Here is a 21,798-nt window from a genome sequence, read left to right as displayed (position 1 = left end):
CCGATATTTCATACTAATCGCAGGCCGGATTTTCGAGGCTCAATGTAAATGATGATGACTGCAGTCTGCGCAAATAATCCGAACCCATTTTATTTAAAGAATTGAAAGCATGGATTTTCAACACACTTGCAAAGCGCTTTCGAATTCGGCGCACATGATTCCGCCGCCTTGAAATGAAAAATGAAAGCTGCAAGGTCGATCGACTCCCGGCCGGCACGCCGGGTTACGAACACACGCTCATCAGATAAGGCGACACAGGCCGCGCATTGCCGACGATGACCGCGACGCCGGCCGGCCCGCTCGGCATCCGCATCCCGGATCCGGCGAGCACGAAGGCCGCGACGATCCATAGGAACGCGAACACGGCCGGCATCGGGTCGATCCCGGCCACGCGGCCCCACTTGAAACGCGGGCTAAAAGGTGTCGGACTTCAGGAGAAGCGTGCCGCCGGCTTGCACGGCATGCGGCCCGGCATCTGGTCGATCCCGGCCACGCGGCCCCACTTGAAACGCAGGTTCAAAGGTGTCGGACTTCAGGAGAAGCGTGCCGCCGGCTTGCACGGCACGCGGCCCGGCATGCTGCCACGGCCCGCTCGCGCATGGCCAGGCACTGCGGTCGACACGGCGTGTCGAGCGTGTCCGGAGCAGCCGGACGATGTTCGGCATGCCGGAGCTTCGGGGTTCGAAGGATTTTCAACGGACATCGACGGGCCTGCCCGGCCAGCGTCAATCCACCGGACACATCGCGAGCCGCCCCATCGCCTCCCCGGCGCCGCGCACCGCGCAGGTGGCCGGTTCGTCGGCGATCCGCGCGGCCAGCCCGGTCTCGTCGCGCAACAGGCGTTCGAGATCCGCGAGCAACGCGCCACCGCCCGTCAGCACCACGCCGCGATGCGCGATGTCGGTCACGAGTTCGGCCGGCGCGTTTTCCAGCACCGACTTCACCGCGCCGATCACCTGCTTGAGCGGCGCGGCCAGCGCGTCCGCCACATCGTGGTTGGACAGCTCGATCGAGCGCGGCAGGCCGTCCGCGATGCCGCGCCCGATCGCGCGCGTCGACGCGCGCGGCACGGCGCTGGTGGCCGAGCCGATCGTCTTCTTCACGCGCTCGGCGGTCTGCTCGCCGAGCAGCACGCCGTACAGGTTGCGCACGTGATTGACGATCGCCGCGTCGAACTGGTTGCCGCCGACGCGGATCGCCTCGCGATAGACGACGCCGCCGAGCGCGATCACCGCGACTTCGGTCGTCCCGGCGCCGATGTCGACCACCATCGAGCCGACCGGCTCGGTCACCGGCAGGCCCGCGCCGAGCGCGGCGGCGAGCGCTTCCTCGATCAGTTCGACGTCCGATACACCGGCCGCGAACGCCGCCTCGCGTATCGCGCGGCGCTCGACCGCCGTCGCATCCGACGGCACGCACAGCGTGACCTCGACGCGGCGGCTGAAGCGCGAGCGCGTGCGCGACATGTCGATGAAGCGCCGAAACATCTGCTCGGCGGCGTGCGCATCGGCGATCACGCCGTGCCGCATGGGCCGCACGGCCTCGAGATGCCCGGGCTCGCGGCCGAGCAGCGCCTTCGCGAGTTCGCCGACCGCCTCGAGCGTCGGTCGCGGGTCGGACGCGCCGCCCTTGCGAAAGCAGACGACCGACGGCTGGTCCAGCACCACGCCGCGCTCGTGTGTATAAATCCGCGTACTCGCCGTTCCAGGGTCGATCGCAACGGGTTGCGCAAACAACTTTCCGAACAGCGGTGTCGACATGGTTACCCTTTTCTTGAACAAACCGGCCGAAGCGGCCAGGCCGCATCCCCGCGGCGCGCCTTCGCCGCCCCATTGAGGTCTTAGCGGCAAATCGTGCCGATACTTTAAGCAATTCCAATGATTATTTCGCGACGAAATTGCCGAATACGCGTTTCGGCTGGCCTGCGGCTACGCATCGGCCGCTCGCGTTGCGCTTGTAAAACACGGTAATCTCTCGGTCTTGCCTGCTCCCGGCAGGCGCCCGACGCCCGATCACGCCAGGTATTCCACCATGACAGCGACCGCCTCTCTCCGCTGGCTCGGGGTGCGCCGGCTCGGCGCCACGCTCGTTGCGCTGTGGTGCTGCACCGTTGCCGCGCAGCCCTTGCCGGCCGCCGACACCGCCGCGCGCACCGCGACGACGGCCACTGCCGCCGCACCGGCCGCCCCCGCCGCCACGCCCGCATCGACCTGCAACGCCGACGGCGGTCCGGCCGGCCGGCCGCCGATCGGCCTCGTGCTGTCCGGCGGCGGCGCGCGCGGGTACGCGCACCTGGGCGTGCTGAAGGTGCTCGAGGAAAACCGCATCCCGATCGACTGCATCGCCGGCACGAGCATGGGCGCCGTGGTCGGCGGCCTGTATGCGAGCGGGATGGCCGCCGACGAGATGCAGAAGCAGCTGTCGGAGGTGAACCTGGCCGACATCGCGTTCGACGTGACCGACCGCGCCGACCTGCCGCAAACCAGCCGCGAGGACGAGCGCCTGTACATCAACAGCCTGACGCTGGGCTTCGGCAAGAAAGGCGTGAAGGCGCCGGTCGGCCTCGTGCAGGGCAACCGGCTGCAGGCGCTGCTCGCGAACTGGACCGCCGCCGTGCCGACCAACCAGCCGTTCGACCAGTTGCCGATCCCGTATCGCGCGGTCGCGACCGACCTGCAGACGGGCCAGATGGTCGTGCTGGACCGCGGTTCGCTGCCGCTCGCGATCCGCGCGAGCATGGCGATGCCCGGCCTGTTCGCGCCGGCCGAGATCAACGGCCGCGCGCTCGTCGACGGCGGGCTCGTCAGCAACCTGCCGGTCGACACCGCGCGGCAGATGGGTGCGAAGGTCGTGATCGCCGTCGACATCGGCTCGCCGCTGCGTCCGCTCGACGCGCTCGCGTCGCCGGCCGACGTGATGCAGCAGATGGTCGGCATCCTGATCCGCCAGAACGTGACGTCGCAGCGCAAGCAGCTCGCCGCGCAGGACGTGCTGCTCACGCCCGACCTCGGCGCGCTCGCGTTCACCGATTTCCAGAACGCGAAACAGGCGATCGCCGCCGGCGCGGCCGCCGCGACCGCGGCGCTGCCGCGGCTCAGGCACTTCGCGCTCACGCCGGAACAGTACGCGGCCTACCGGTCCGCGCATGCGCAGCCGCTGCCGCCGCCGATCCGCATCACGCGGATCGAGATCAAGACGACCGGCGGCGTGCCCAAGCGTGTCGTCGCCGACGCGCTGCACGTGAAACCGGGCGACACCTACGATCCGGCGACCGTCAGCCAGGACCTGCTCGGGCTGACGACCGGCGGCAATTTCGAGAGCGTGACGCAGCAGATCGTGAGCCACGGCGACGAGAACGTGCTCGAGATCGATGCGCGGGAGAAATACTGGGGGCCGAATTTCCTGCTGTTCGGCGTCGGGATGTCGAGCAGCTCGACCGACGAGGGCGGCTTCCGCCTGCACGTCGGCTACCGGCGGCCGTGGCTCACCGAATCGGGCCTCGAGTTCCGCGCGGACACGACGATCGGCAGCGACCTGCAGTCGGCGCGCGTCGAACTGCGCCAGCCGTTGCCGGCCGCATACGGCTTGTACATTTCGCCCTATGCGGAATATCAGCGTCGCTACGTGAACCTGTACGACGACAGCGGCGAAGTGAAGCTGAACAAGTATCTGATGCAGACGGCGCGCACCGGGCTCGACTTCGGCCTGCCGATCGCGCGGCTCGGCGACTTCCGGATGGGCATCGGCTACGCGACCGGGCACGGTTCGCCGAGCTACAACCTGCCGATCCCGTTCGATGACGGCAGCTCGACGCTGTTCTGGCCGAGCTTCTCGTCGCAGGCGCTGACCGCGCGCGCGCGGCTCGTCATCGATCAGCTCGACGATCCGATGTTCCCACGCAGGGGCTACTTCGGCGAAGTTCGTGTCGAACGCTCACTGTGGTCGCACAACAGCCAGTCTGCGCAGTCGTTCGGCGACGGGATCTCCAATACGCCCTATACCGAGCTCTACGGCAAGGCGATGATCGCGCAGCAGTTCGGCCGGCACAGCGTCAGTGCCACGATCGAGGGCGGCAAGAGCATCGGCGGCACCAACCTGCTCAACGCGTTCAACTTCACGCTCGGCGGGTTCCAGCATCTGGCCGCGTATGCGGCCGACCAGCTGACGGGCAACGAACTCGCGTACGGCAACGTGACCTACATGAACCAGCTGATGACGTTCAACGCGTCCCCGATCAAGGCGCTGTCGGTCGGTGCCAGTGCGGAAGTCGGCAACGTGTGGTCGAGCGGCGTGCAAGTCGGCGGCGGCACGCTCAAGCAGAGCTATACGTTCTTCACGAGCCTGTCGACCGCATTCGGTCCACTGTACATGGGTATCGCGCTCGCGCCGGGCGGCCGGCGCAACATCTACCTGCAGCTCGGCCGCACATACTGATGGCGGCGCGCGCGGATGGCGACGCCGGGCATCCGCCGCGTCACCGCCCGCGCCTTGCGCAGCCTGACGCCGGCTAGATCGGCCAGCTGATCTCGAAGCGCGCGCCGCCGAGTTCGGCCGGATCGACGACCGCGATCCGGCCGTTGTGCGCGTGCAGCACCTGCCGCGTGATCGCGAGGCCGAGCCCGTAGCCGCCGGTGCGGCGGTCGAGCCGCACGAACGCGTCGAAGATCCGCTCGCGTTCGCTCTCCGGCACGCCCGGGCCGTCGTCCTCGACGAAGATCGCGATGTTGCCGTGCTCGATCGCGATCCCGACGACGATCTGCGATGCCGCATATTTGCTCGCATTGCGCAGCAGGTTGCGCATCGCGTACGACATCAGCCGCCGGTCCATCTTCACGCGCAGGTCCGACGCGATCGCGATGCGCGACTCGATCGCGCGCTCCGGATACAGCAGCTGCGCGTCGCTGACCTGATGCTCGAACCACGCGACCGGCGCGGTCAGCTCGAGGCTCGACTGCAGCGAGCTGTATTCGAGCCGCGCGTACGTGAGGCTCATGTCGATCAGTTCCTCGAGCTCCGTCACGTCCTGCGCGATGCTCTCCAGCGCACCGTGGTATTCGGCGGCCGACCCCGGTTCGCGCAGCATCTCGAGCGCGAAGCGCACGCGCGCGAGCGGCGTGCGCAGCTCGTGCGAGATCCCGTTCGTCAGGTCGCGCTGCGCGGCGATCAGCCGCTCCATGCGCATCGCGAGCGCATTCAGCGTGCGCGCGAGCGGGCCGATGATCACGCTGTGCGACTCCCGTGCGCGCGTGTTGAAGCGCCCGCCGGTGAAATCGATCGCGCGCTCGCGCACCATCACGAGATCCGACCAGACCGGCCGCATCCACCGGTACGCGGCGAGTGCGGGCGCGGTGAACACGAACGCGAGCACGATCCAGATATCGCCCGGCAGCGCGTCGAACGCGTGCCACACGACTTCCGGCGACAACACCACGCACAGCGCGAGCGCCGGCACCAGCGCGGTCAGCAGCACGAGGCCGAGCAGGTGCAGGTAGGTGCGCACGTACAGGCGCGACCAGCTCGGAATGCGGTCGGCGCGCGTGTCGGTCCACGCGCGGCGGAAATGCAGCCAGCGCCATTTGACATAGCGCAGCGCGGAAAGCGGCGCTGCGTCGGGGTGCGAACGGGTGCGTCGGATCATCGCGGCTTCCGGCTATCGTGCGATGCGGGGAGGCGGCGGCCGACGGCGTCGCGCCAGGGTGGCGTCATTCCCACGCATGCTTGCTGAACTGGTAACCCTTGCTGCGGATCGTCTTGATCCGCTGCGGGTTGCCTGCATCGTCGTGCAGCTTGCGGCGCAGCTTCGAGATGCGCCCGTCGATCGTGCGGTCGAGGCCGTCGAATTCGACCCCGCGCAGCTGCAGCATCAGGTCGTCGCGGCTGACGACCTCCCCCGCATGGCACACCAGCACCCACAGCAGGTCGAACTCGGCCGACGTGAGGTCGGGCGAGCCGCCGCCGGGCAGCACGACCGAGCGGTCGGTGCGGTCGATCGAGAACTGGCCGAACGTGTAGCGCTCCGGCTGCGGCGCGGTGCCCTCGGCCGTGCGCGCGGGGACGCGGCGCAGTTGCGCCTTGATCCGCGCGAGCAGGATGCGCGGCTCGACCGGCTTGTGCACGTAGTCGTCGGCGCCGAATTCGAGGCCGAGCAGTTCGTCGAACGGCTCGTCGCGCGCCGTCACCATGATGATCACGCCGTCGTACTGCTTGCGTGCCTCGCGGCAGATCTCGAACCCATCCTTGCCCGGCAGGTTCACGTCGAGAATGACGAGATCCGGACGCGTGGACAGGATCGCCGGCACGGCGGCGTCACCATGCAGCACAGTGTCGACTTCATAGTCGTTCTTGCGCAGGTAGCCGGCGATCAGCGTGGACAGGCGGGTGTCGTCTTCGACGAGCAGGATGCGAAAGGGCATGGGCAACGGTCGGATCGTACGGGGAGACCGCGGCGGCGGCAGGCTTGCGCCGGCTGCCGGCCATCGGTCGAAACGTACCGCATGATACTGCGCCCGCCGCTTGCCTGTTTGCCAGATCCGAGAAATAAGGGCGCGATTGCTGGCGCAGCTTGACGAACCGGCGCCGAAACGGTTCCATACGGGCTCTTTGGAAACCGGGCCGCCCGCCCTGCCTCGCACGCGATGAACTATCAGCCGATCCTCGAACGCATCCACACCGAACTCGCCCCCTGGATCGGCCAGGGACGCGTCGCCGACTACATTCCCGAGCTCGCGAAAGTGCCCGCCGACAAGTTCGGGATGGCCGTCGTGACGCTGGACGGAAACGTTTATACGGTCGGCGACGCGCGGGAGCGCTTCTCGATCCAGAGCATCTCGAAGCTGTTCGCGTGCACGCTCGCGTTCCAGTTGCTGGGCGACGCGCTGTGGGAACGGGTCGGCCGCGAGCCGTCCGGCACCGCGTTCAATTCGCTCGTTCAGCTCGAAAGCGAGCGCGGCAAGCCACGCAACCCGTTCATCAACGCCGGCGCGCTGGTCGTCACCGACGTGCTGTGCCGCCGCTTCGTCAGGGCCGAGACGGCGCTCGTCGAGTTCGTGCGGCGGCTGATCGGCGCGACCGACCTCGACTACGATTCGCGCGTCGCGTTGTCGGAGCTGCAGCACGCGGAACGCAACCGCGCGATGGCGCACTTCATGGCGAGCTTCGGCAACATGCAGATGCCGCCCGATACGGTGGTCGACGCGTATTGCCGCCAGTGCGCGATCACGATGAACTGCGTGGAGCTGGCGCAGGCCGCGCTGTTTCTTGCGAACGGGGGCGTCGCGCCCGTTACCGGCGAGCGGGTTGTCGATGCGAGTTCGGCGAAGCGCCTGTCGGCGCTGATGCTGACCTGCGGCACCTATGACGCGGCGGGCGACTTCGTTTATCGCGTCGGCTTGCCTGCGAAGAGCGGTGTCGGCGGCGGGATCGTCGCGGTGCTGCCGGGGGAGATGGCCGTGTGCGTGTGGGCGCCGGGGCTCGATGCGAACGGGAACTCGCTGGCGGGGACGTTGGCGCTGGAGTGGTTGACGACTTATACGGGGAGGTCGATTTTTTGACGGACAGAAGTCACGCGCAACGCATTCTTTGCAATGCGACGATCGATTCGGCACGCACCGGCACGTTGAATCGGGAATGCGTCCTTGGGCAGCGATCGGCCCGGAGGACACGCTCGCCACTCTCGAAACCGGACGTTGCGCTCGTCACAAATGGCACGCGTCAACTCATCGCATCGGAACATTGAGCGAGCAAAATTCGGATAGGCCGGCGCAAGTCCGGCCACGCAGCTAGAAGGCGCTCTTTATCACGCCCCCGTCGGCTCGCAACGCTGCGCCGGTCGTCGCCGACGAAAGCGGGCTGGCGATATAGGCCACGAGGGACGCAACTTCCTGCGGCGAACCGAATCGCTTGATGAGCGATGTGGGACGGACCTTCTCGAAGAATTCCTTCTCGAACGCTTCGAACGATTTGCCGTCGGCCTTCGCGAGCGTCTCCACGAATTCGCCCACGCCGCGCGATTTCGTCGGCCCCGGCAGGATGCTGTTGACCGTGATACCCGTGCCGGCAACGGCTTCGGCCAACCCGCGCGCAACCGCGATCTGCGCGGTCTTCGTCACCCCGTAGTGGATCATCTCGGCCGGAATCTGCACGCCGCTTTCGCTCGAAATGAAAATAATGCGGCCCCAGTCGGCCTGCTTCATCGCCGGCAGAAACAGGCGAGCGAGGCGTACGCCACTCAGGACGTTGACGTCGAAGAAGCGCTTCCAGTCCGCGTCGGGGATCTCTTCGAATGGCTTCGGCTCGAAGATGCCGAGGTTATTGATCAGGATTTCCACACCCGGATAGCGTTGCGCCAGTTCGTCGGCCGCTTTGGCCGTACTCAGGTCGCCCGCAAATCCAACCACATCGCCGCCGGTATCCGCTTTCAGTTGCGCGACTACGTCATCGACAGATGACTGGGAGCGTCCGTTCACGATCACACGAGCGCCTTCCTGGGCCAACGTGCTGGCAATAGCGAGGCCAATGCCGGCTGTGCTGCCGCTCACCAGTGCGAGTTTGCCTGTCAGATTCAGGTCCATGAGTGATTCCTTGTTCCGTGGACAAAGTAGAAGTGACGACATCGAGTCTCGAACTACTGGATGTCGCCAACGGGTTTACGTACGCGTAATCGATGCGCCGCCATCGACCAGCGAGGCAGTGCCGGTGACAAAGGACGAATCGTCCGATGCGAGATAAAGCACCGAGCGCGCCAGTTCTTCCGGCTTCGCCACGCGCTTGAGCGCATGCAGCCCGGTCACGAAGGCCTGCGATTCGTGGGTGTCGTTCATGTCGCGATACATCTCCGTGTCCACGGCGCCCGGCAACACCGCGTTGACCCGCACGCCTTGCGCGCCGTACTCGGCGGCGAGCGCCTGCGTCAAGCCGATCAGCCCGGCCTTGCTCGCCGCGTAGGCCGCCGTGCCGGGAAACGCGAACGAGTAACCGACGAAGGTCGACGTGAAGATGATCGATCCGCCACCTTGCTTCAGCATTTCGGGAATCTGGTGCTTTGCGCCCAGAAAGGCACTGGTCAGATTGGTCGCCAGCGCGGCGTTCCAGCCTGCTTCGGAAATACCGGTGGTCGGGCCCATCTCGCCGAGCGTACCGGCATTGTTGTAGGCGATGTCCAGGCGGCCGAAGCGGCTCACGGCGAGCGCGACCAGCGCCTTCGCGAAGTCCTCCGACTGCACGTCGCCGGCCAGATATGCAGCTTCGCCACCTTCGCTGGCGATCTCCGCCGCGAGCGCTTCGAGTTCCCCCGCGCGCCGCGCCGCAATGACTACCTTGGCGCCTTCCTTCGCGAACAGCTTTGCGGTAGCCCGACCGATACCTGCGCTGGCACCCGTCACGATGGCGACTTTTCCTGTCAAACGTTGCATTTCAAGCTCCTGATCCGCTGCATCGGCCAGTGCCCCATGCGTTGGCCGTGAGAGCAATATAGGCTTCAGCCTTGATTGCAGAAAGGCATAAAAAATGGTTCTATCATTAAGTTTTTGTGAATGATCGAAGATGGGTATGGATCGCCTTCGCGCCTTCGAGGTTTTCGTGACGGTAGTGAGCCGTGGCGGCTTTGCGCGCGCGGCGGAGGCGCTCGGCACGTCGCCGGCCAACGTCACGCGGTATGTGCATGAACTGGAAGCGCACCTCGGCACGCGCCTGCTGAATCGCACGTCGCGCACGCTGTCCCTCACCGAGGGCGGCGAGACCCTTTACGCCCGCTGCAAGTCCATCCTAGAAGATGTCGCGGAGACAGAGGGGCTCGTGTCGTCCGCATCGGTCGACCCACGTGGACGACTGCGCATCAATGCGCCCGTGAGCTTCGGCATTCTGTATCTGGCACCGCTATGGCCGGCGTTCATGCAGCAATACCCGGGAATCGAACTCGACATCGGGCTGATCGATCGCGTCGTGGATATCGTCGACGAAGGCTACGATCTCGCCATTCGCATCTCGCGCGCCGGCTCGACCAACCATGCAGCCCGCAAACTGGCGACATCGCAAAACATTCTGTGTGCGTCGCCCGCCTACCTGACTCGCTTCGGATATCCGAGCGTGCCGATGGATCTGATCGAGCATCGCTGCATCGGGTACAACTATGCGGCCACCGGTGATGAGTGGGAACTGATCGACGGTGGCGGCAAAGCCCACCCGGTGAGGGTCGACTGTCACATGCATACCAATAACGGCGATACGGCACGCGCCGCGGCACTCGCCGGGCAGGGGGTGATTTGGCAACCCACGTTCCTGATCAGCAACGATCTCCGTACCGGCAAACTCGTTCAGGTGTTGCCTGCGTATCGTCTACCTGATATCGACGTGCTCGCTGTCTACCCGAGCCGCCGACATTTGAGCGCCCGGGTGCGCGTCATGATCGATTTCCTGGTCGATGCGTTCGACGGGGTGCCCCCGTGGGACCGTGAGGACAAAAATTGAGCAGGTGCCTGCTCGTCCCACTCAATGACCGAGTGTGGGGCGTCGAGCAGTATATTTGGCTGAACCGACTCGCGAGCGCCTTGCCGGCTCCGCTGTTCGGCCTGTCCGTTGATCCGATACGGGGGATATGTGAGCGGCCAACCATTTCTATCCGGAATTCCCGTCGATCATGTGCTTGATCGCCTCGCGAAAGCCGGAGGCAAAGAGATTGAATCCGGCAAGTTTTCGAGCCCTGAAAGCTCGGCGGCACTCGCGGTCAATTGCTTTGGCTGGTTCATCGAGCGCCCTTGCCAACTGCCGCCACTGAAAGGCCTCGAGGACGCAGGCGTTCCGGAGCTGGTAGACGTCGAATTCTGCGCGCGATTTCCATGGGCCGGAGGGCGGCATCCCTGGCTCGACGCCATCGTGCAGACGCCCAAGTGCCTCATCGGAATCGAGAGCAAGCGTTTTGAGCCTTTCCGGGACGTGAAAACGGTCAGCCTGTCAGCCGCCTATGACCGCCCGGTGTGGGGCGCCAATATGAAGGGGTACGAAAGGATGCGCGACCGATTGCGCTCCGGCGACGTGAGGTATGTTCACCTCGATGCCGCGCAACTGGTCAAGCACGCGTTCGGTTTGGTGACCGAAGGCGGCCGACGCAACCGGGCACCCGCATTGTTTTATCTTTTCGCCGAACCGGCGGCGCGAGCCGGCCATGCCATCGCCCCGGACCACCTCGCCCGGCATCGGGACGAAATTGCCAGCTTTGCAGAAGCAGTTGCGGGTGACGCGGTGACGTTTCATTCCGCGAGCTACAGGGAGTGGATCGGGACCTGGTCGGTACTTGATGGACGCATCGCGATACATGGACAAGCCATCATCGAAGCGTTCGAACCGTGATGGGAACACGAGCCCCGCACCCAGCCCGACCTACCTGAGACCCCAACGGCAAGCAATGATCAGAGATCGCCGCGCACTTCACCGGTTCCCAGCGCGCTCCGCTGCCGGTTGACTTCCGCCCAAAGCTCATCGCTGTCGTCATTGCGCAGCACGACCATCCAGTCCAGTTGATCGTCGGTCACGCCGAAGTATTCCAGGATTTCCCGGCGAGCCGCATCGACGAACTGCGCGTATTCCGGGGTTGCCTGGGCTTGCGCGTGCAGGGCGTCGTATGCTGCATCGTCCGCGCCACCGCCGTGCTCGTCGATATAGCGCGAGATCCACTGGTCTAGTTCGCGGTCGTAATCGGCCTCGGCGCGCATCGCTTGCACAGCCGTGTAGAAATCCAATTGGGCAAACGCGGCGATCGCCGTCGTTGTCGCCTCGTCGAAGGTAGTCGTCATTCCATCTCTCATGTCGGTCATGGCAGATCATCGCACGGGCCGCACCCGGGCAGGTGCCGCGAATCCGGACGGCGCAACACACCGCCTCGCACCACCGGTTGACCGGAGTAAAGGCATCGTGAGCGGGGGGCACGCCTTCCAGTGCGCCACTCATCGGGGCCGCTCGCGGCAACAAGACTCGCATTTTTCTGCACTGCAATCACAGCGAAGAAAACAACCGGACGCGGCAAATCGCAGAACAAGTTTCTGCGCGTATCGCCGCAAGCGTCACTCCGGCGCTTGAGCACCAATGCGGGCGCCGGTCGTGAATGGCTCGTAATGGCCGAACCGAACGCCGTCGGATACCTCCCCGGTGGTCCGTTATCTGCTCAAAACGCCCCTTCCTGGCCCTTCGCTGCATGGCGCATTGCACGGCGCGTCCCGGGGCACAACGGTCATCGGATTTTGATTGGTGGCCGACGGGTCGTCGGCCGTTGCCAACATTGGGGTGGGCTGGGTTTTACGTCAGCAATGAAGATCAGTAGGTCCGAATCTGGGGCAGAGAGGCAACCGGGTCGATCTTGCCCCTCAACAGAGGATCAAGCCATTGCAATCGACAAGTCAGCTCCCAGGCAAACGGGCCTTGCCGCAATTCAATCCGCCGAAGCCCGCAAACAAAAATGTCACTCAAAACTTGTGCCGGATCGCAACGCGCGCCATCACCTGACGGTTCGTCGAGGACGGCCCAGCCGTGTCAGGATTCGACGCCACCTCCAGCCCCGAACCCGCCACCGCGTCGGCATCCGCGACCTGCACATACGCGGCCTGTACATACAGATCCGTACGCTTCGAGAGGTTATAGTCGGCCATCAGCCCAAACTGATGATATTTCGGCTTGGCGGTACCCCCCGTCGAGCCGCTGTATGTCATTTCCGTGTAGGTGTACATACCGCCAACGAAGAACGCCGGGGTGATCTGATACTTGACATTCAACTCGTAGTTGTTGAACTTGAGCATCGACGCTGAACCGAGCGCGGTAGCGGGCGCGAGCGTTGCGTACTGTGTGTCGGTCGGACGCGACAAATTGGTGCGCGTATAGGCGAAACCGAATGTTGCGGACCCCGCCACATAGTTGATCCCCGCTCCCCAGATTCGCTGGCGGTCCGCTGTCCAACTACCATCGCCGCTGCCGTTTGGCCCGATCGATACAGCGCCCGAGCCGTTCGCATTGGGATGTAGGATGTCGAGGAAGGCGGCCGCAATCGTCAACGATCCATTGCTGTATTGCACACCCGCACTCACGGCGCGATTAAGTCCAAAGCTCGTGTCATTGCTGAATGCGTACATGCCGCCGAACGAAAAACCGTTGTAGTCGACGCTCGCGTACTTCACCGCGTTGCTCAGGCGGAAGGTGTCGTCGGTGTTATCGTTGTCGTAGGGATGCGAGAGCATGCCGCCACCCCAGCTTCCGTTGGCCGTGAGCGAGGTCAGATAATCCGTCACCGAATCATATTGACGTCCGAGTGTCAGCGATCCGTAGTCCTTGCTCGATACGCCCACGTATGCCTGACGACCAAACGCCCGCCCCTGCTGACCCAGGCGTCCGTTGTTGACGTTGAATCCAGACTCAAGCTTGAATATCGCCGCCAAACCGCCGCCCAAATCTTCCGAACCACGCATTCCCCAGCGGCTGCCTTGCACATCGCCGCTCGACGCTGCGTACAGCGGATGCCCACCAACGTTGTTAGTGTAGTTAAATCCTTCATCGATAAGACCAAACAGCGTAACGCTGCTCTGAGCATGTGCGACGCCAGTCGCCATGACAGACAAGCCTGCCGCGAGCATCCACTTATTCATCGATATCTCCAAGGTCGATACTTCTTTATTATTTCGCAATACTGATTTTATTAAAGGACGAGCCAAACCACGCGCCTCATTGCGAGGCGCACTGGTTGACGCGTTACGTGTTTTGCGCGTGGCGCGTGAGGTACGAAAAGCGCCCCGCCCGCTGCTACGGGACGTTAAACCGGCAAGCGATCGGCTTCTTCAGCATCCGGCGAATCGCGCGAATTGGACCTGGCCTCGCTGTGTGCTTCAGCTTCTTCCCGCTCCTGATCGAGCATTGCGCGAGCCTGATGTGTGAGCTTCTCGAGAATGCCGGGCAACAATTCTCGCTCGGCCCGCGTCAGGCAGGACAAGAGCCGCGTATTGCGCTCCTCCGCAACCGGAAACACCTGCAAGACGAGTTCCTTGCCTTTCGCCGTCAACGTGATGATGACGCCGCGGCCGTCAGTAGCGTCCGCTTCGCGCGCGAGCAAACCACGCTCCTCGAGTCCCCGAACGGTCCGACTGGCAAGACCGCGATCGAACTGTGCGTGCTCAGCCAGGCGGTTCATTGACATACCGCGTTTGCCGTGCAAAAGCGCAATGCAGCGCCACTCGTTCATCGTCAGGTTGAAGCTGCGCTCATACGCGCTCGACGAGCCCTTGGTGTAGATGTTGGTGAGCTGCCGCAACTGAAACGAGACAAGGTCGCGCAAATCGCCATAGGCGCGGCTATCTCGCCCGCCGGCAGCGGCGCGGTTATCCGCTGGGTCCTTTACATTTCGTGTCGTCGTTCCCATGTTTTACCTCCAATCCGTCCATTCGCCTTGGTGTTGAATTTTACATGACAACGTCACGTATTTACCACAAGGACAGGTTGTTCATGCTGTCACGCGCGGCTCGCGCGTCGCCGCGTACCCACCCACTGCAAGGCGAGCAGCGAGATTACCGATATCGAGATCAGCAAGGTCGAAATCGCAGTGATGGTGGGATCGAGCTGATCACGGATGTCTTCGAACATGAGGCGCGTGAGCGTCGCATTGTCGCCACCGGAGACGAACAGCGCGACCACGACTTCGTCGAACGATGTCATGAACGCGAAGAAAGCGCCCGCGTAAATCGACAGCTTGATCTGCGGCAATGTCACTGTGCAGAACGCCTTGAGCCGTGATGCGCCGAGACTACGTGCTACCAGTTCCTGATTCGCGTCGTAAGTTTCCAGCCCGCTGTTCACGGAAATGATGACGAACGGCAGCGCAAGCATGCAATGCGCGATCACGAGCCCCGCTATTGTGTTGTTCAGACCGGCGCGCGCGTACACGAAAAATGTGCCAATCGCGACAAGGATGAGTGGAACCATCATCGGCAGCATCAGAAATGTGCGCAGCACACGCGTCCATTTGCTTTCAATGGCGCGCAACGCGTACGCCGCCGCCGTCCCGAGAATAAGCGCAAGCACCGTGCTGGAAAGCGCCACGCGCAAGGAGACGACGGTGGCTGTGCGCCACTCGGCCGACACGAAATAGGCGTGATACCAGCGCAAGCCCCACACGCGCGGTGGAAATTCCAGATAGCTTGCATTTGAGAACGACATCGGAACGACGATCGCGCACGGCACGATCAAGAACAGCATCACCAGCGCACAGAATACGTACAGCCAAACGCGTTGACCGTGGGTGATTTGAGTATCCGTTGCATAACCGAACATGTCACTTTCCTCCGTACATGCGCTCGAGCCCGAAGATCCGACCGAGTGCTGCGAGCACAATCATCGTCAGGATCACGAGCACTACGCCCAGCGCGCTCGCTGCCCCGGGATTACCCGACATCGCGACATCGGTCTGAATCTGCATCGACAGCATGTTGATGCGTCCGCCGCCGAGCAGCGCCGGCGTCACATAGAAACCCAGAGCCAGCACGAATACGAGCACGATCCCGGCGGAAAGCCCCGGCAAGGTCATCGGGAAATACGCCTGCCAGAAAGCCTGGATCGGATTTGCGCCGCAATTGGCTGCAGCGCGCATATACACCGGATCGATCGCCTTCATCGCGCTGTAGAGCGGAAGCACGAGACAAGGCAGCATCACATGTGTCATGCCGATGGCAGTGCCGGTGAAGTTGTTCACGAGCTGCAACGGCTGATCGATCAGATGTGCATTGACAAGCCAGGTGTTCACTAGACCGTTGCGTTGCAAAAGCACCATCCACGCATACGTGCGTACGAGCGTCGAGGTCCAGAAGGGCAGTACCACGAATATCATGCACGCGGACGCCACACGCGCTGGAAGTTGCGACAGCATGTATGCAAGCGGGTAGCCTAGCAGCAATACCAGCACTGTGACGAGCGCGGACATCTGGAAGGTCGAGATGAACGCGTTCCGATATACCGGCGTCGCGAGTCGCGCATAGTTCTCGAATGAAAGCGCCCCGCTCAGATTGAACATCGACTGCCAGGCTAGCCACGCGATGGGCGCGATCAGGACAACCAGGACCAGCACGAGCGCGGGCGCCATGAGCGCGCCAAGCCGTAGTTGCTCGAACACGAGACCGCGCGCGAGTGCGGACTGATTCTGCGGCAGCACCGATCGCATCGCTGCCTCGGGCATTTGAACGGATACGTGTCTCATCATTAATCTCGCACCACCACGCTGTCTTCGGCGCGCACGCCGACCGTAATGTGGTCGCCCTCCACGAGCATGGGGCCGTGTGCGTAATCACCGCCAGTGCCACGCCGAATCATGATTTCGTGACCTTGCGGAAGCGTCACATAGAAGAGATTTGAATCGCCCTGATACACGCGCTGGCGAACGATGCCCGGCAGGCAGTTGAGCGTGTCGACGGGTTCTTTGAGCAGGATCGCGCGATCCGGGCGTAGCGCGAGCCACGGCTTGCCGGCACCATCGGGCACTGCTCCCGTCGTGCGCAAGCGGTTGCCGAACGCGGTGAATTCACCACGCGCTTCCTCGAGTGGAACGAAGGCCGTCTCGCCGATGAAGTCTGCCACGAACTTGCTCGCCGGCCGTTCGTAAATGGTCTCGGGAGTGTCGAACTGCGCGAGCCGACCCTTGTTGATGATTGCAATGCGATCAGACATCGTGAGTGCCTCGGTCTGATCGTGCGTCACGTAGATGGTGGTCATGCCAAGCCGATCATGCAGGCGACGGATCTCGATCTGCATGTGCTCGCGCAATTGCTTGTCGAGGGCCGAGAGCGGCTCATCCATCAGCATGATCGACGGCTCGAACACGATCGCCCGCGCAAGCGCCACACGCTGCCGCTGACCGCCGGACAGATGCGCGATGTTGCGCTCCCCGAGATCTTCGAGGCGAACAACAGAAAGCGCATGACGCACTTTGTCCGCAATCTCCTCGCGCGGCACCTTGCGCAGACGCAGCGGATACGCGACGTTCTGCGAAACCGTCATATGCGGAAAGAGGGCGTAGTTCTGGAACACCATACCAATGCCACGTTTATGCGGCGGCGCGAGCAGCAGCTCGCTGCCGTTCACTTTCACGCTTCCCGAAGTCGCTCGCACGAAGCCAGCGAGCACCATGAGCAGAGTGGTCTTGCCCGAGCCCGACGGACCGAGCAAAGTTACGAATTCGCCCGGATTGATATCGAGTGACACGTCCTGCAGAGCCGTAAAACTCTCGTAGTTCTTGCAGACATTTCTGATTGAAACCGGTGATGCCATTTCTGTTCTCCTCCTTGATCCCTCGGGTCCCCGGTCCGCGCTCACTGATTGATGAGCGCACGCAGACTCTCGTTGCCCTTCTGGAGATTCTGATCCATGCCCCACCATGCGCCATTCATCAGCACCTGCTGAGTGCGGTTCTGCGGCGACGAATTAGCCTTGGCGAGCACGTCGGGCGAAAATTTGCGCACATCAAAGGCCTTGCTGTTCACCGGTCCGTAGAACGGCATCACCTCGGGAATATTGGCCTGGATTTGAGGCGACACCACATTCGCGATCAGCTTGCGCGCCGCCTGCGCGTGTTTCGCGCCCTTCGGGATCGCGAGACACGCATAGGCGAGCAGACCCTGATTGAACGTAAAGTTGACCGGCGCGCCCGACTGGAGCACCGGCGCGATGCGGCTTCCCCAGATGGCTTCCATGTCCACTTCGCCGTCGCGCAGCAGTTGCGCCGATTGCGCGCCCGTCGTCCACCATGCGCTCACGCTCGGCTTGATACGTTCGAGCGACTTGAGCGCACGCTTCTGATCGAGCGGATAGAGCTTATCCGGGCTCACGCCGTCGGCGAGCAGAGCGACTTCCATCGTCTCCTGCGGCTGGAGCGCTAGCGAACGCTTGCCGGGAAACTTCTTTACGTTCCAGAAATCGGCCCAGGTCCTTGGCGGATTGTCCTTGTACTTATCCGTGCGATACGCAAGGACTACCGAGTAGTAGTTGCTTGCGATCCAGTCCTCGGCACGCGCTTCGGCGGGAATGCCGCTGGTGCTGATCAGCTTGTAGTCGAGCTTCTCGAAGAGATTCTGTGTGCTGCCGGTTGCGCACTCCTCCGCACCCAGTTGCACGATGTCCCACGCGGGGCTGCCCGACGCGACCTGCACGCGGACCGTCGCAAGCCCGTCGTGACTTTCGGTGCGAAGATCAAAGTTCTCCTTGTCGGCGGCTGGCTTGATCAGTGCCTTGACGATGTTCTTCTGATAGTCGCCACCGTACCCGGCGAAGGTGACGGTTTCCGCGCCCGCCTGTGCCACATGGAATCCGCAGAGTGCGAGCGCTGCTGCAGCGAGACTTGCGCGCGGCGCGATGCTGAACTTGCTCATGACTTCTCCTGTAATCCGCTTGATGACTGATGCTCTTCTCGCGCCGCGCACGGCGCATCCACTTGCACTCAGGCCGTCTTCAGCGCCTTCGCGAGCGCAACGTCGAGCCGCTCGAACAGCATGTCGATCTCAGCCTCGGTAATGATGACCGGTGGAGCGATGCATACGGCATCGCCGAGCGGACGCACGTTAAGTTGCGCCTCCACTGCAAACTGCGCGACGCTCGCAGCCATCTTGCGATTAGCGGGAAATGGCTCACGCGTCTTCTTGTCGGCGACGACTTCGAGGGCGCCCATCAGGCCGAGGCCGCGTGCTTCGCCGACCAGCGGATGCTCTGCGCGCTCATGTAACTTGCGCTGGAAATACTCGCCCACGCGCTTGGCGTGACCAATGACATCACGCTCGCGATAGATGTTGAACACCTCGTTGGAAACCGCGGCACACACCGGATGCCCGCCGTACGTATAGCCGTGCCCGAAAAGCCCGATCTTCGCTGTCTGCTCCTTGAGCACGCCATAGACCTTTTCGTTGATCATCAGCGCGGAGATCGGCAGATACGCCGACGACAATCCCTTGGCACTCACCATCATGTCGGGCTGCAGACCGTATTCCTCAGATCCCCACCAGTGTCCGGTACGGCCCATGCCGCAGATGACTTCGTCGACGATGAAGAGAATTTCGTACTTGCGCAGCAGCGCCTGCACGCCCTCGAAATATCCCTGCGGTGCTACCACTACGCCGCCAGTGCCCATCACCGGTTCGGCGATGAAAGCGCCGACCGTCTCAGGCCCTTCGCGCAGAATCGTCTCTTCGAGTTCCGCGATCAGCCGCGCGGTGAATTGCGCTTCGCTTTCGCCCGGCACTGTCGTGCGATAGAAGTGCGGACAGCTCACATGGACAACGCCCTGGATCGGCAGGTTGAAGTCGCGATGAATGTGCGGCAGGCCGGTCAAGCTGCCAGTTGCCACAGACGTACCGTGATATGAACGCTGCCGGCTAATGATCTTGCGCTTCTCGGGCTTGTCGACGCCGTGATGGTAGTACCACACGAGCTTCATCGCGGTGTCGTTCGCTTCCGAACCGGAGCTCTGGAACAGCACTTTCGACATCGGCGCGGGAGCATGACGGATAAGATTTTCGGCGAGCTCGATGGCAGGCTCGGTCGCCTTGTTGGCGAAGTTCTGGTAGTAAGGCAAGCGTGCGAACTGACGCGCGGCGGCTTCGGCCAAGCGTGGCTCGCTGAAACCCAGATTCGTACACCACAGACCTGACATACCTTCGAGATATTCCTTGCCGGTGCTGTCGGTGACGAACACGCCCCGCCCCCGCGAGATCACCACCGGACCCGCGCTTTCGTGCGCTCCAAAATTGGTGTGCGGGTGGATTTGATAGGCGATATCGCGCTCGCGCAACGATGTTTGATCCATGATTTTCTGCCTTGTTTCAAGAGGGTTTACGTTGCCACCGCGTTTGGCGAAACATCGCGCAGGCATCGTCCTTAGAATCAGAATAAGTGACAATGTCACGCATGTCAAACAGCCAAATAGACTTTTTTACTAGGCCTTACCCGTACTTTCCGCCGCAAATTACGGACTTACCAAGGCCGCTTGCATCGAGCCCCTATTTAATTTGATTGATTTTAACAACAAGTATTTGAAGGCATTTGCTGAAAAAGACCGGACCGCGATCGGGGCCGCGCACGGTAGTGCAAGCAAGCTCATGTAGGCGCACGAGGATCGCCCAGTCCAGGAATAAGATGCCAGCCGCGAAGGCGTAGTCGGGCGGTGACAGGCTCCTGACGACCGCGAGCGCGAGTTTGCGGCGCTCGATATACGAAATCAGGAAGCACACGATCAGAATAGGCATCAGGCGATGCATCCCCCGCTTTCATGACCTGCTGCTCGAGGTGCATGCTTGCGTCTCCGACTTTTTGTTTTGCGTGCTGCGCTCTGGCAATGAGCCAGAGCGCGCGGGGGTGCAATCAGATGTCGAGTTGCGACACATGCTTCAGATTGAGGTAAGCATCGATGGCTTCCGCTCCGCCCTCGCTACCGTAGCCACTGTCCTTGACGCCGCCGAACGGCACCTCGGGGAACGCAATGGCGATCTGATTGATCGTAAGCATGCCCGTTTCGACCTCTGCGGCGATACGATGGGCCTGTTTCGCTGAGCGCGTATACGCGAACGCGCACAGGCCGTAGGGAAGGCGGTTGGCTTCGTCGATCATCTCGTCGAGCGAATCGAAGGCGTTAACGACGGCGACTGGTCCAAACGGCTCCTCGGTCATGATGCGCGCGTTATGCGGCACTTCGCTGATGACGGTCGGCTCGAAGAAATAGCCGCGCTCGCCAATTCGCTTCCCGCCCATGCGCACCGTGCCACCGCACGATTGCGCGTCATCCACCAGGGTTTGCACCGCACGTAGCCGGCGTGCGTTCGACAGCGGGCCCATCGTGACGCCGTCGGCGAGGCCATCGCCGACGCGCACTTTTGACATCGCCGCCACGAGCTTTTCGACGAATGACTCGAAGACACTGCGTGCTACCAGAAATCGCGTCGGCGATGTGCAAACCTGGCCCGCATTTCGCAGCTTGAAGGTGCCTAGTTGCACGGCAGCAGTGTCGATGTCGGCGTCTTCGCAGACAAGCACTGGGCCGTGGCCGCCAAGTTCCATCGTCGCCCTCTTCATGTGACGGCCCGCCAGTTCCGCGAGATGCTTGCCTACCGGGGTTGAGCCCGTGAACGAAATCTTGCGGATTGCCGGATGCGGCACGAGGTATTCAGAGATATCGGCCGGCACGCCATAGACGAGATTGATAACGCCGCGGGGTACGCCCGCATCGGCGAATGCGCGTATAAGTGCAGCAGGCGCGGCCGGCGTTTCCTCCGGCGCCTTCACGATGATCGAGCAGCCCGCTGCCAGTGCAGCCGACAGTTTGCGTACGACCTGATTGATCGGAAAGTTCCAGGGCGAGAATGCGGCAACCGGGCCGACCGGTTCCTTTATCACCAGTTGATATGAACCCGGAATGCGCGACGGCACCATGCGACCATATGCACGTCGCCCTTCGTCAGCGAACCAGTCGATCAGATCGGCAGCGGACATTACCTCGCCCTTCGCTTCCGCGAGCGGCTTTCCTTGTTCGATCGTCATCAAGCGTGCGATGTTTTCCGAGCGTTCGCGCAGCAGGTTCGCCGCCCGGCGCATGATGTTCGCGCGGTCATACGCGTTCGTGCGCTTCCAAATATCGAAGCCCGCTTGCGCGGCCGCGACGGCTGCCTCGAGATCGGCGACTTCAGCGTGCGCCACCGTGCCGATCACTTCTTCCGTTGCGGGATTTACGACATCGATCGTGCGCGCTCGTGCGCCCGCTTTCCATTCACCGTCGATAAAGAGCTGGACATCTTCGTACATGGA

20 protein-coding genes are annotated in these 21,798 nt (G+C 62.9%); 4 read left to right on the top strand and 16 right to left on the bottom strand.

What is annotated here, in order from left to right; genetic code table 11:
• Positions 1-223: 223 nt before the first annotated feature.
• A complete protein-coding gene (locus U4Y91_RS22820) occupies positions 224-391 on the bottom strand; it encodes a hypothetical protein (RefSeq protein ID WP_321806976.1) in 168 nt (55 codons plus the stop codon).
• A 334-nt stretch (positions 392-725) separates the two neighbouring features.
• The gene (locus tag U4Y91_RS22815) at positions 726-1,760 is read right to left on the bottom strand and encodes a rod shape-determining protein (RefSeq protein ID WP_321806975.1); all 1,035 of its coding nucleotides are present in this window, start codon (positions 1,758-1,760) and stop codon (positions 726-728) included.
• 271 nt (positions 1,761-2,031) lie between these two features.
• Between U4Y91_RS22815 and U4Y91_RS22810 the strand changes: the two genes are divergently transcribed.
• A complete protein-coding gene (locus U4Y91_RS22810; RefSeq protein WP_321806974.1) occupies positions 2,032-4,434 on the top strand; it encodes a patatin-like phospholipase family protein in 2,403 nt (800 codons plus the stop codon).
• Positions 4,435-4,507: 73 nt separating this feature from the next.
• Here U4Y91_RS22810 and U4Y91_RS22805 read toward each other — a convergent pair whose 3' ends face one another.
• Positions 4,508-5,638, bottom strand: coding sequence for an ATP-binding protein (locus U4Y91_RS22805; protein WP_321806973.1), 1,131 nt, complete (start codon positions 5,636-5,638; stop codon positions 4,508-4,510).
• Between the two features lie 64 nt (positions 5,639-5,702).
• A complete protein-coding gene (locus tag U4Y91_RS22800; RefSeq protein ID WP_321806972.1) occupies positions 5,703-6,413 on the bottom strand; it encodes a response regulator in 711 nt (236 codons plus the stop codon).
• Between the two features lie 222 nt (positions 6,414-6,635).
• On the opposite strand from U4Y91_RS22800, the gene U4Y91_RS22795 reads away from it, so the two are divergent.
• Complete coding sequence (locus U4Y91_RS22795; protein ID WP_044846902.1) at positions 6,636-7,550, top strand: glutaminase; 915 nt, start codon at positions 6,636-6,638, stop codon at positions 7,548-7,550.
• 228 nt (positions 7,551-7,778) lie between these two features.
• On the opposite strand, the gene U4Y91_RS22790 is transcribed toward U4Y91_RS22795, so the two are convergent.
• Both U4Y91_RS22790 and U4Y91_RS22785 read right to left on the bottom strand, forming a co-directional pair.
• Positions 7,779-8,570, bottom strand: coding sequence for an SDR family oxidoreductase (locus U4Y91_RS22790; RefSeq protein ID WP_321806971.1), 792 nt, complete (start codon positions 8,568-8,570; stop codon positions 7,779-7,781).
• Positions 8,571-8,645: 75 nt separating this feature from the next.
• Complete coding sequence (locus U4Y91_RS22785) at positions 8,646-9,410, bottom strand: SDR family oxidoreductase (RefSeq protein WP_321807062.1); 765 nt, start codon at positions 9,408-9,410, stop codon at positions 8,646-8,648.
• 136 nt (positions 9,411-9,546) lie between these two features.
• Between U4Y91_RS22785 and U4Y91_RS22780 the strand changes: the two genes are divergently transcribed.
• Positions 9,547-10,464, top strand: coding sequence for a LysR family transcriptional regulator (locus U4Y91_RS22780; RefSeq protein ID WP_321806970.1), 918 nt, complete (start codon positions 9,547-9,549; stop codon positions 10,462-10,464).
• Positions 10,465-10,593: 129 nt separating this feature from the next.
• Positions 10,594-11,343 (top strand): PGN_0703 family putative restriction endonuclease, encoded by a 750-nt coding sequence (locus tag U4Y91_RS22775; protein WP_321806969.1) that lies wholly within the window; start codon positions 10,594-10,596, stop codon positions 11,341-11,343.
• A gap of 59 nt (positions 11,344-11,402) precedes the next feature.
• Here the strand turns inward: U4Y91_RS22775 and U4Y91_RS22770 are convergent, their stop codons facing one another.
• The 10 genes from U4Y91_RS22770 to U4Y91_RS22725 form a co-directional block, all read right to left on the bottom strand.
• Positions 11,403-11,786 (bottom strand): ATP-dependent protease, encoded by a 384-nt coding sequence (locus U4Y91_RS22770; protein ID WP_321806968.1) that lies wholly within the window; start codon positions 11,784-11,786, stop codon positions 11,403-11,405.
• Positions 11,787-12,452: 666 nt separating this feature from the next.
• Positions 12,453-13,622 (bottom strand): porin, encoded by a 1,170-nt coding sequence (locus U4Y91_RS22765; protein ID WP_321806967.1) that lies wholly within the window; start codon positions 13,620-13,622, stop codon positions 12,453-12,455.
• Between the two features lie 164 nt (positions 13,623-13,786).
• Positions 13,787-14,389 (bottom strand): MarR family transcriptional regulator, encoded by a 603-nt coding sequence (locus U4Y91_RS22760; protein ID WP_321806966.1) that lies wholly within the window; start codon positions 14,387-14,389, stop codon positions 13,787-13,789.
• Positions 14,390-14,478: 89 nt separating this feature from the next.
• Positions 14,479-15,297: an ABC transporter permease gene (locus U4Y91_RS22755; protein ID WP_321806965.1), complete on the bottom strand. Its 819-nt coding sequence runs from the start codon at positions 15,295-15,297 to the stop codon at positions 14,479-14,481.
• Position 15,298: 1 nt separating this feature from the next.
• Positions 15,299-16,180 carry an ABC transporter permease gene (locus U4Y91_RS22750; RefSeq protein WP_321806964.1) on the bottom strand — a complete coding sequence of 294 codons (882 nt, stop codon included), beginning with the start codon at positions 16,178-16,180 and terminating at the stop codon, positions 15,299-15,301.
• Positions 16,181-16,218: 38 nt separating this feature from the next.
• Complete coding sequence (locus tag U4Y91_RS22745) at positions 16,219-17,283, bottom strand: ABC transporter ATP-binding protein (protein WP_321806963.1); 1,065 nt, start codon at positions 17,281-17,283, stop codon at positions 16,219-16,221.
• Positions 17,284-17,324: 41 nt separating this feature from the next.
• Positions 17,325-18,380 carry an ABC transporter substrate-binding protein gene (locus U4Y91_RS22740; protein ID WP_321806962.1) on the bottom strand — a complete coding sequence of 352 codons (1,056 nt, stop codon included), beginning with the start codon at positions 18,378-18,380 and terminating at the stop codon, positions 17,325-17,327.
• Between the two features lie 68 nt (positions 18,381-18,448).
• Positions 18,449-19,807 carry an aminotransferase gene (locus U4Y91_RS22735; RefSeq protein WP_321806961.1) on the bottom strand — a complete coding sequence of 453 codons (1,359 nt, stop codon included), beginning with the start codon at positions 19,805-19,807 and terminating at the stop codon, positions 18,449-18,451.
• A gap of 193 nt (positions 19,808-20,000) precedes the next feature.
• Positions 20,001-20,258: a hypothetical protein gene (locus U4Y91_RS22730; protein ID WP_321806960.1), complete on the bottom strand. Its 258-nt coding sequence runs from the start codon at positions 20,256-20,258 to the stop codon at positions 20,001-20,003.
• Positions 20,259-20,361: 103 nt separating this feature from the next.
• Positions 20,362-21,795, bottom strand: a complete 1,434-nt coding sequence (locus tag U4Y91_RS22725; protein ID WP_321806959.1) for an NAD-dependent succinate-semialdehyde dehydrogenase — start codon at positions 21,793-21,795, stop codon at positions 20,362-20,364.
• Positions 21,796-21,798: the final 3 nt, after the last annotated feature.

The sequence above is a fragment of the Burkholderia sp. BCC1993 genome, assembly GCF_905339865.1.
GTDB lineage: Bacteria > Pseudomonadota > Gammaproteobacteria > Burkholderiales > Burkholderiaceae > Burkholderia.
This window is presented reverse-complemented; position numbering and strand designations above follow the sequence as displayed.

Excerpts from the sequence above, each read along its gene's own strand:
- U4Y91_RS22815 (WP_321806975.1), bottom strand. The coding sequence starts at position 1,760 with ATGTCGACACCGCTGTTCGGAAAGTTGTTTGCGCAACCCGTTGCGATC.
- U4Y91_RS22810 (WP_321806974.1), top strand. The coding sequence starts at position 2,032 with ATGACAGCGACCGCCTCTCTCCGCTGGCTCGGGGTGCGCCGGCTCGGC.
- U4Y91_RS22805 (WP_321806973.1), bottom strand. The coding sequence starts at position 5,638 with ATGATCCGACGCACCCGTTCGCACCCCGACGCAGCGCCGCTTTCCGCG.
- U4Y91_RS22800 (WP_321806972.1), bottom strand. The coding sequence starts at position 6,413 with ATGCCCTTTCGCATCCTGCTCGTCGAAGACGACACCCGCCTGTCCACG.
- U4Y91_RS22795 (WP_044846902.1), top strand. The coding sequence starts at position 6,636 with ATGAACTATCAGCCGATCCTCGAACGCATCCACACCGAACTCGCCCCC.
- U4Y91_RS22790 (WP_321806971.1), bottom strand. The coding sequence starts at position 8,570 with ATGGACCTGAATCTGACAGGCAAACTCGCACTGGTGAGCGGCAGCACA.
- U4Y91_RS22785 (WP_321807062.1), bottom strand. The coding sequence starts at position 9,410 with ATGCAACGTTTGACAGGAAAAGTCGCCATCGTGACGGGTGCCAGCGCA.
- U4Y91_RS22780 (WP_321806970.1), top strand. The coding sequence starts at position 9,547 with ATGGATCGCCTTCGCGCCTTCGAGGTTTTCGTGACGGTAGTGAGCCGT.
- U4Y91_RS22770 (WP_321806968.1), bottom strand. The coding sequence starts at position 11,786 with ATGACGACTACCTTCGACGAGGCGACAACGACGGCGATCGCCGCGTTT.
- U4Y91_RS22765 (WP_321806967.1), bottom strand. The coding sequence starts at position 13,622 with ATGAATAAGTGGATGCTCGCGGCAGGCTTGTCTGTCATGGCGACTGGC.
- U4Y91_RS22760 (WP_321806966.1), bottom strand. The coding sequence starts at position 14,389 with ATGGGAACGACGACACGAAATGTAAAGGACCCAGCGGATAACCGCGCC.
- U4Y91_RS22755 (WP_321806965.1), bottom strand. The coding sequence starts at position 15,297 with ATGTTCGGTTATGCAACGGATACTCAAATCACCCACGGTCAACGCGTT.
- U4Y91_RS22750 (WP_321806964.1), bottom strand. The coding sequence starts at position 16,180 with ATGCGATCGGTGCTGCCGCAGAATCAGTCCGCACTCGCGCGCGGTCTC.
- U4Y91_RS22745 (WP_321806963.1), bottom strand. The coding sequence starts at position 17,283 with ATGGCATCACCGGTTTCAATCAGAAATGTCTGCAAGAACTACGAGAGT.
- U4Y91_RS22740 (WP_321806962.1), bottom strand. The coding sequence starts at position 18,380 with ATGAGCAAGTTCAGCATCGCGCCGCGCGCAAGTCTCGCTGCAGCAGCG.
- U4Y91_RS22735 (WP_321806961.1), bottom strand. The coding sequence starts at position 19,807 with ATGGATCAAACATCGTTGCGCGAGCGCGATATCGCCTATCAAATCCAC.
- U4Y91_RS22730 (WP_321806960.1), bottom strand. The coding sequence starts at position 20,258 with ATGCATCGCCTGATGCCTATTCTGATCGTGTGCTTCCTGATTTCGTAT.
- U4Y91_RS22725 (WP_321806959.1), bottom strand. The coding sequence starts at position 21,795 with ATGTACGAAGATGTCCAGCTCTTTATCGACGGTGAATGGAAAGCGGGC.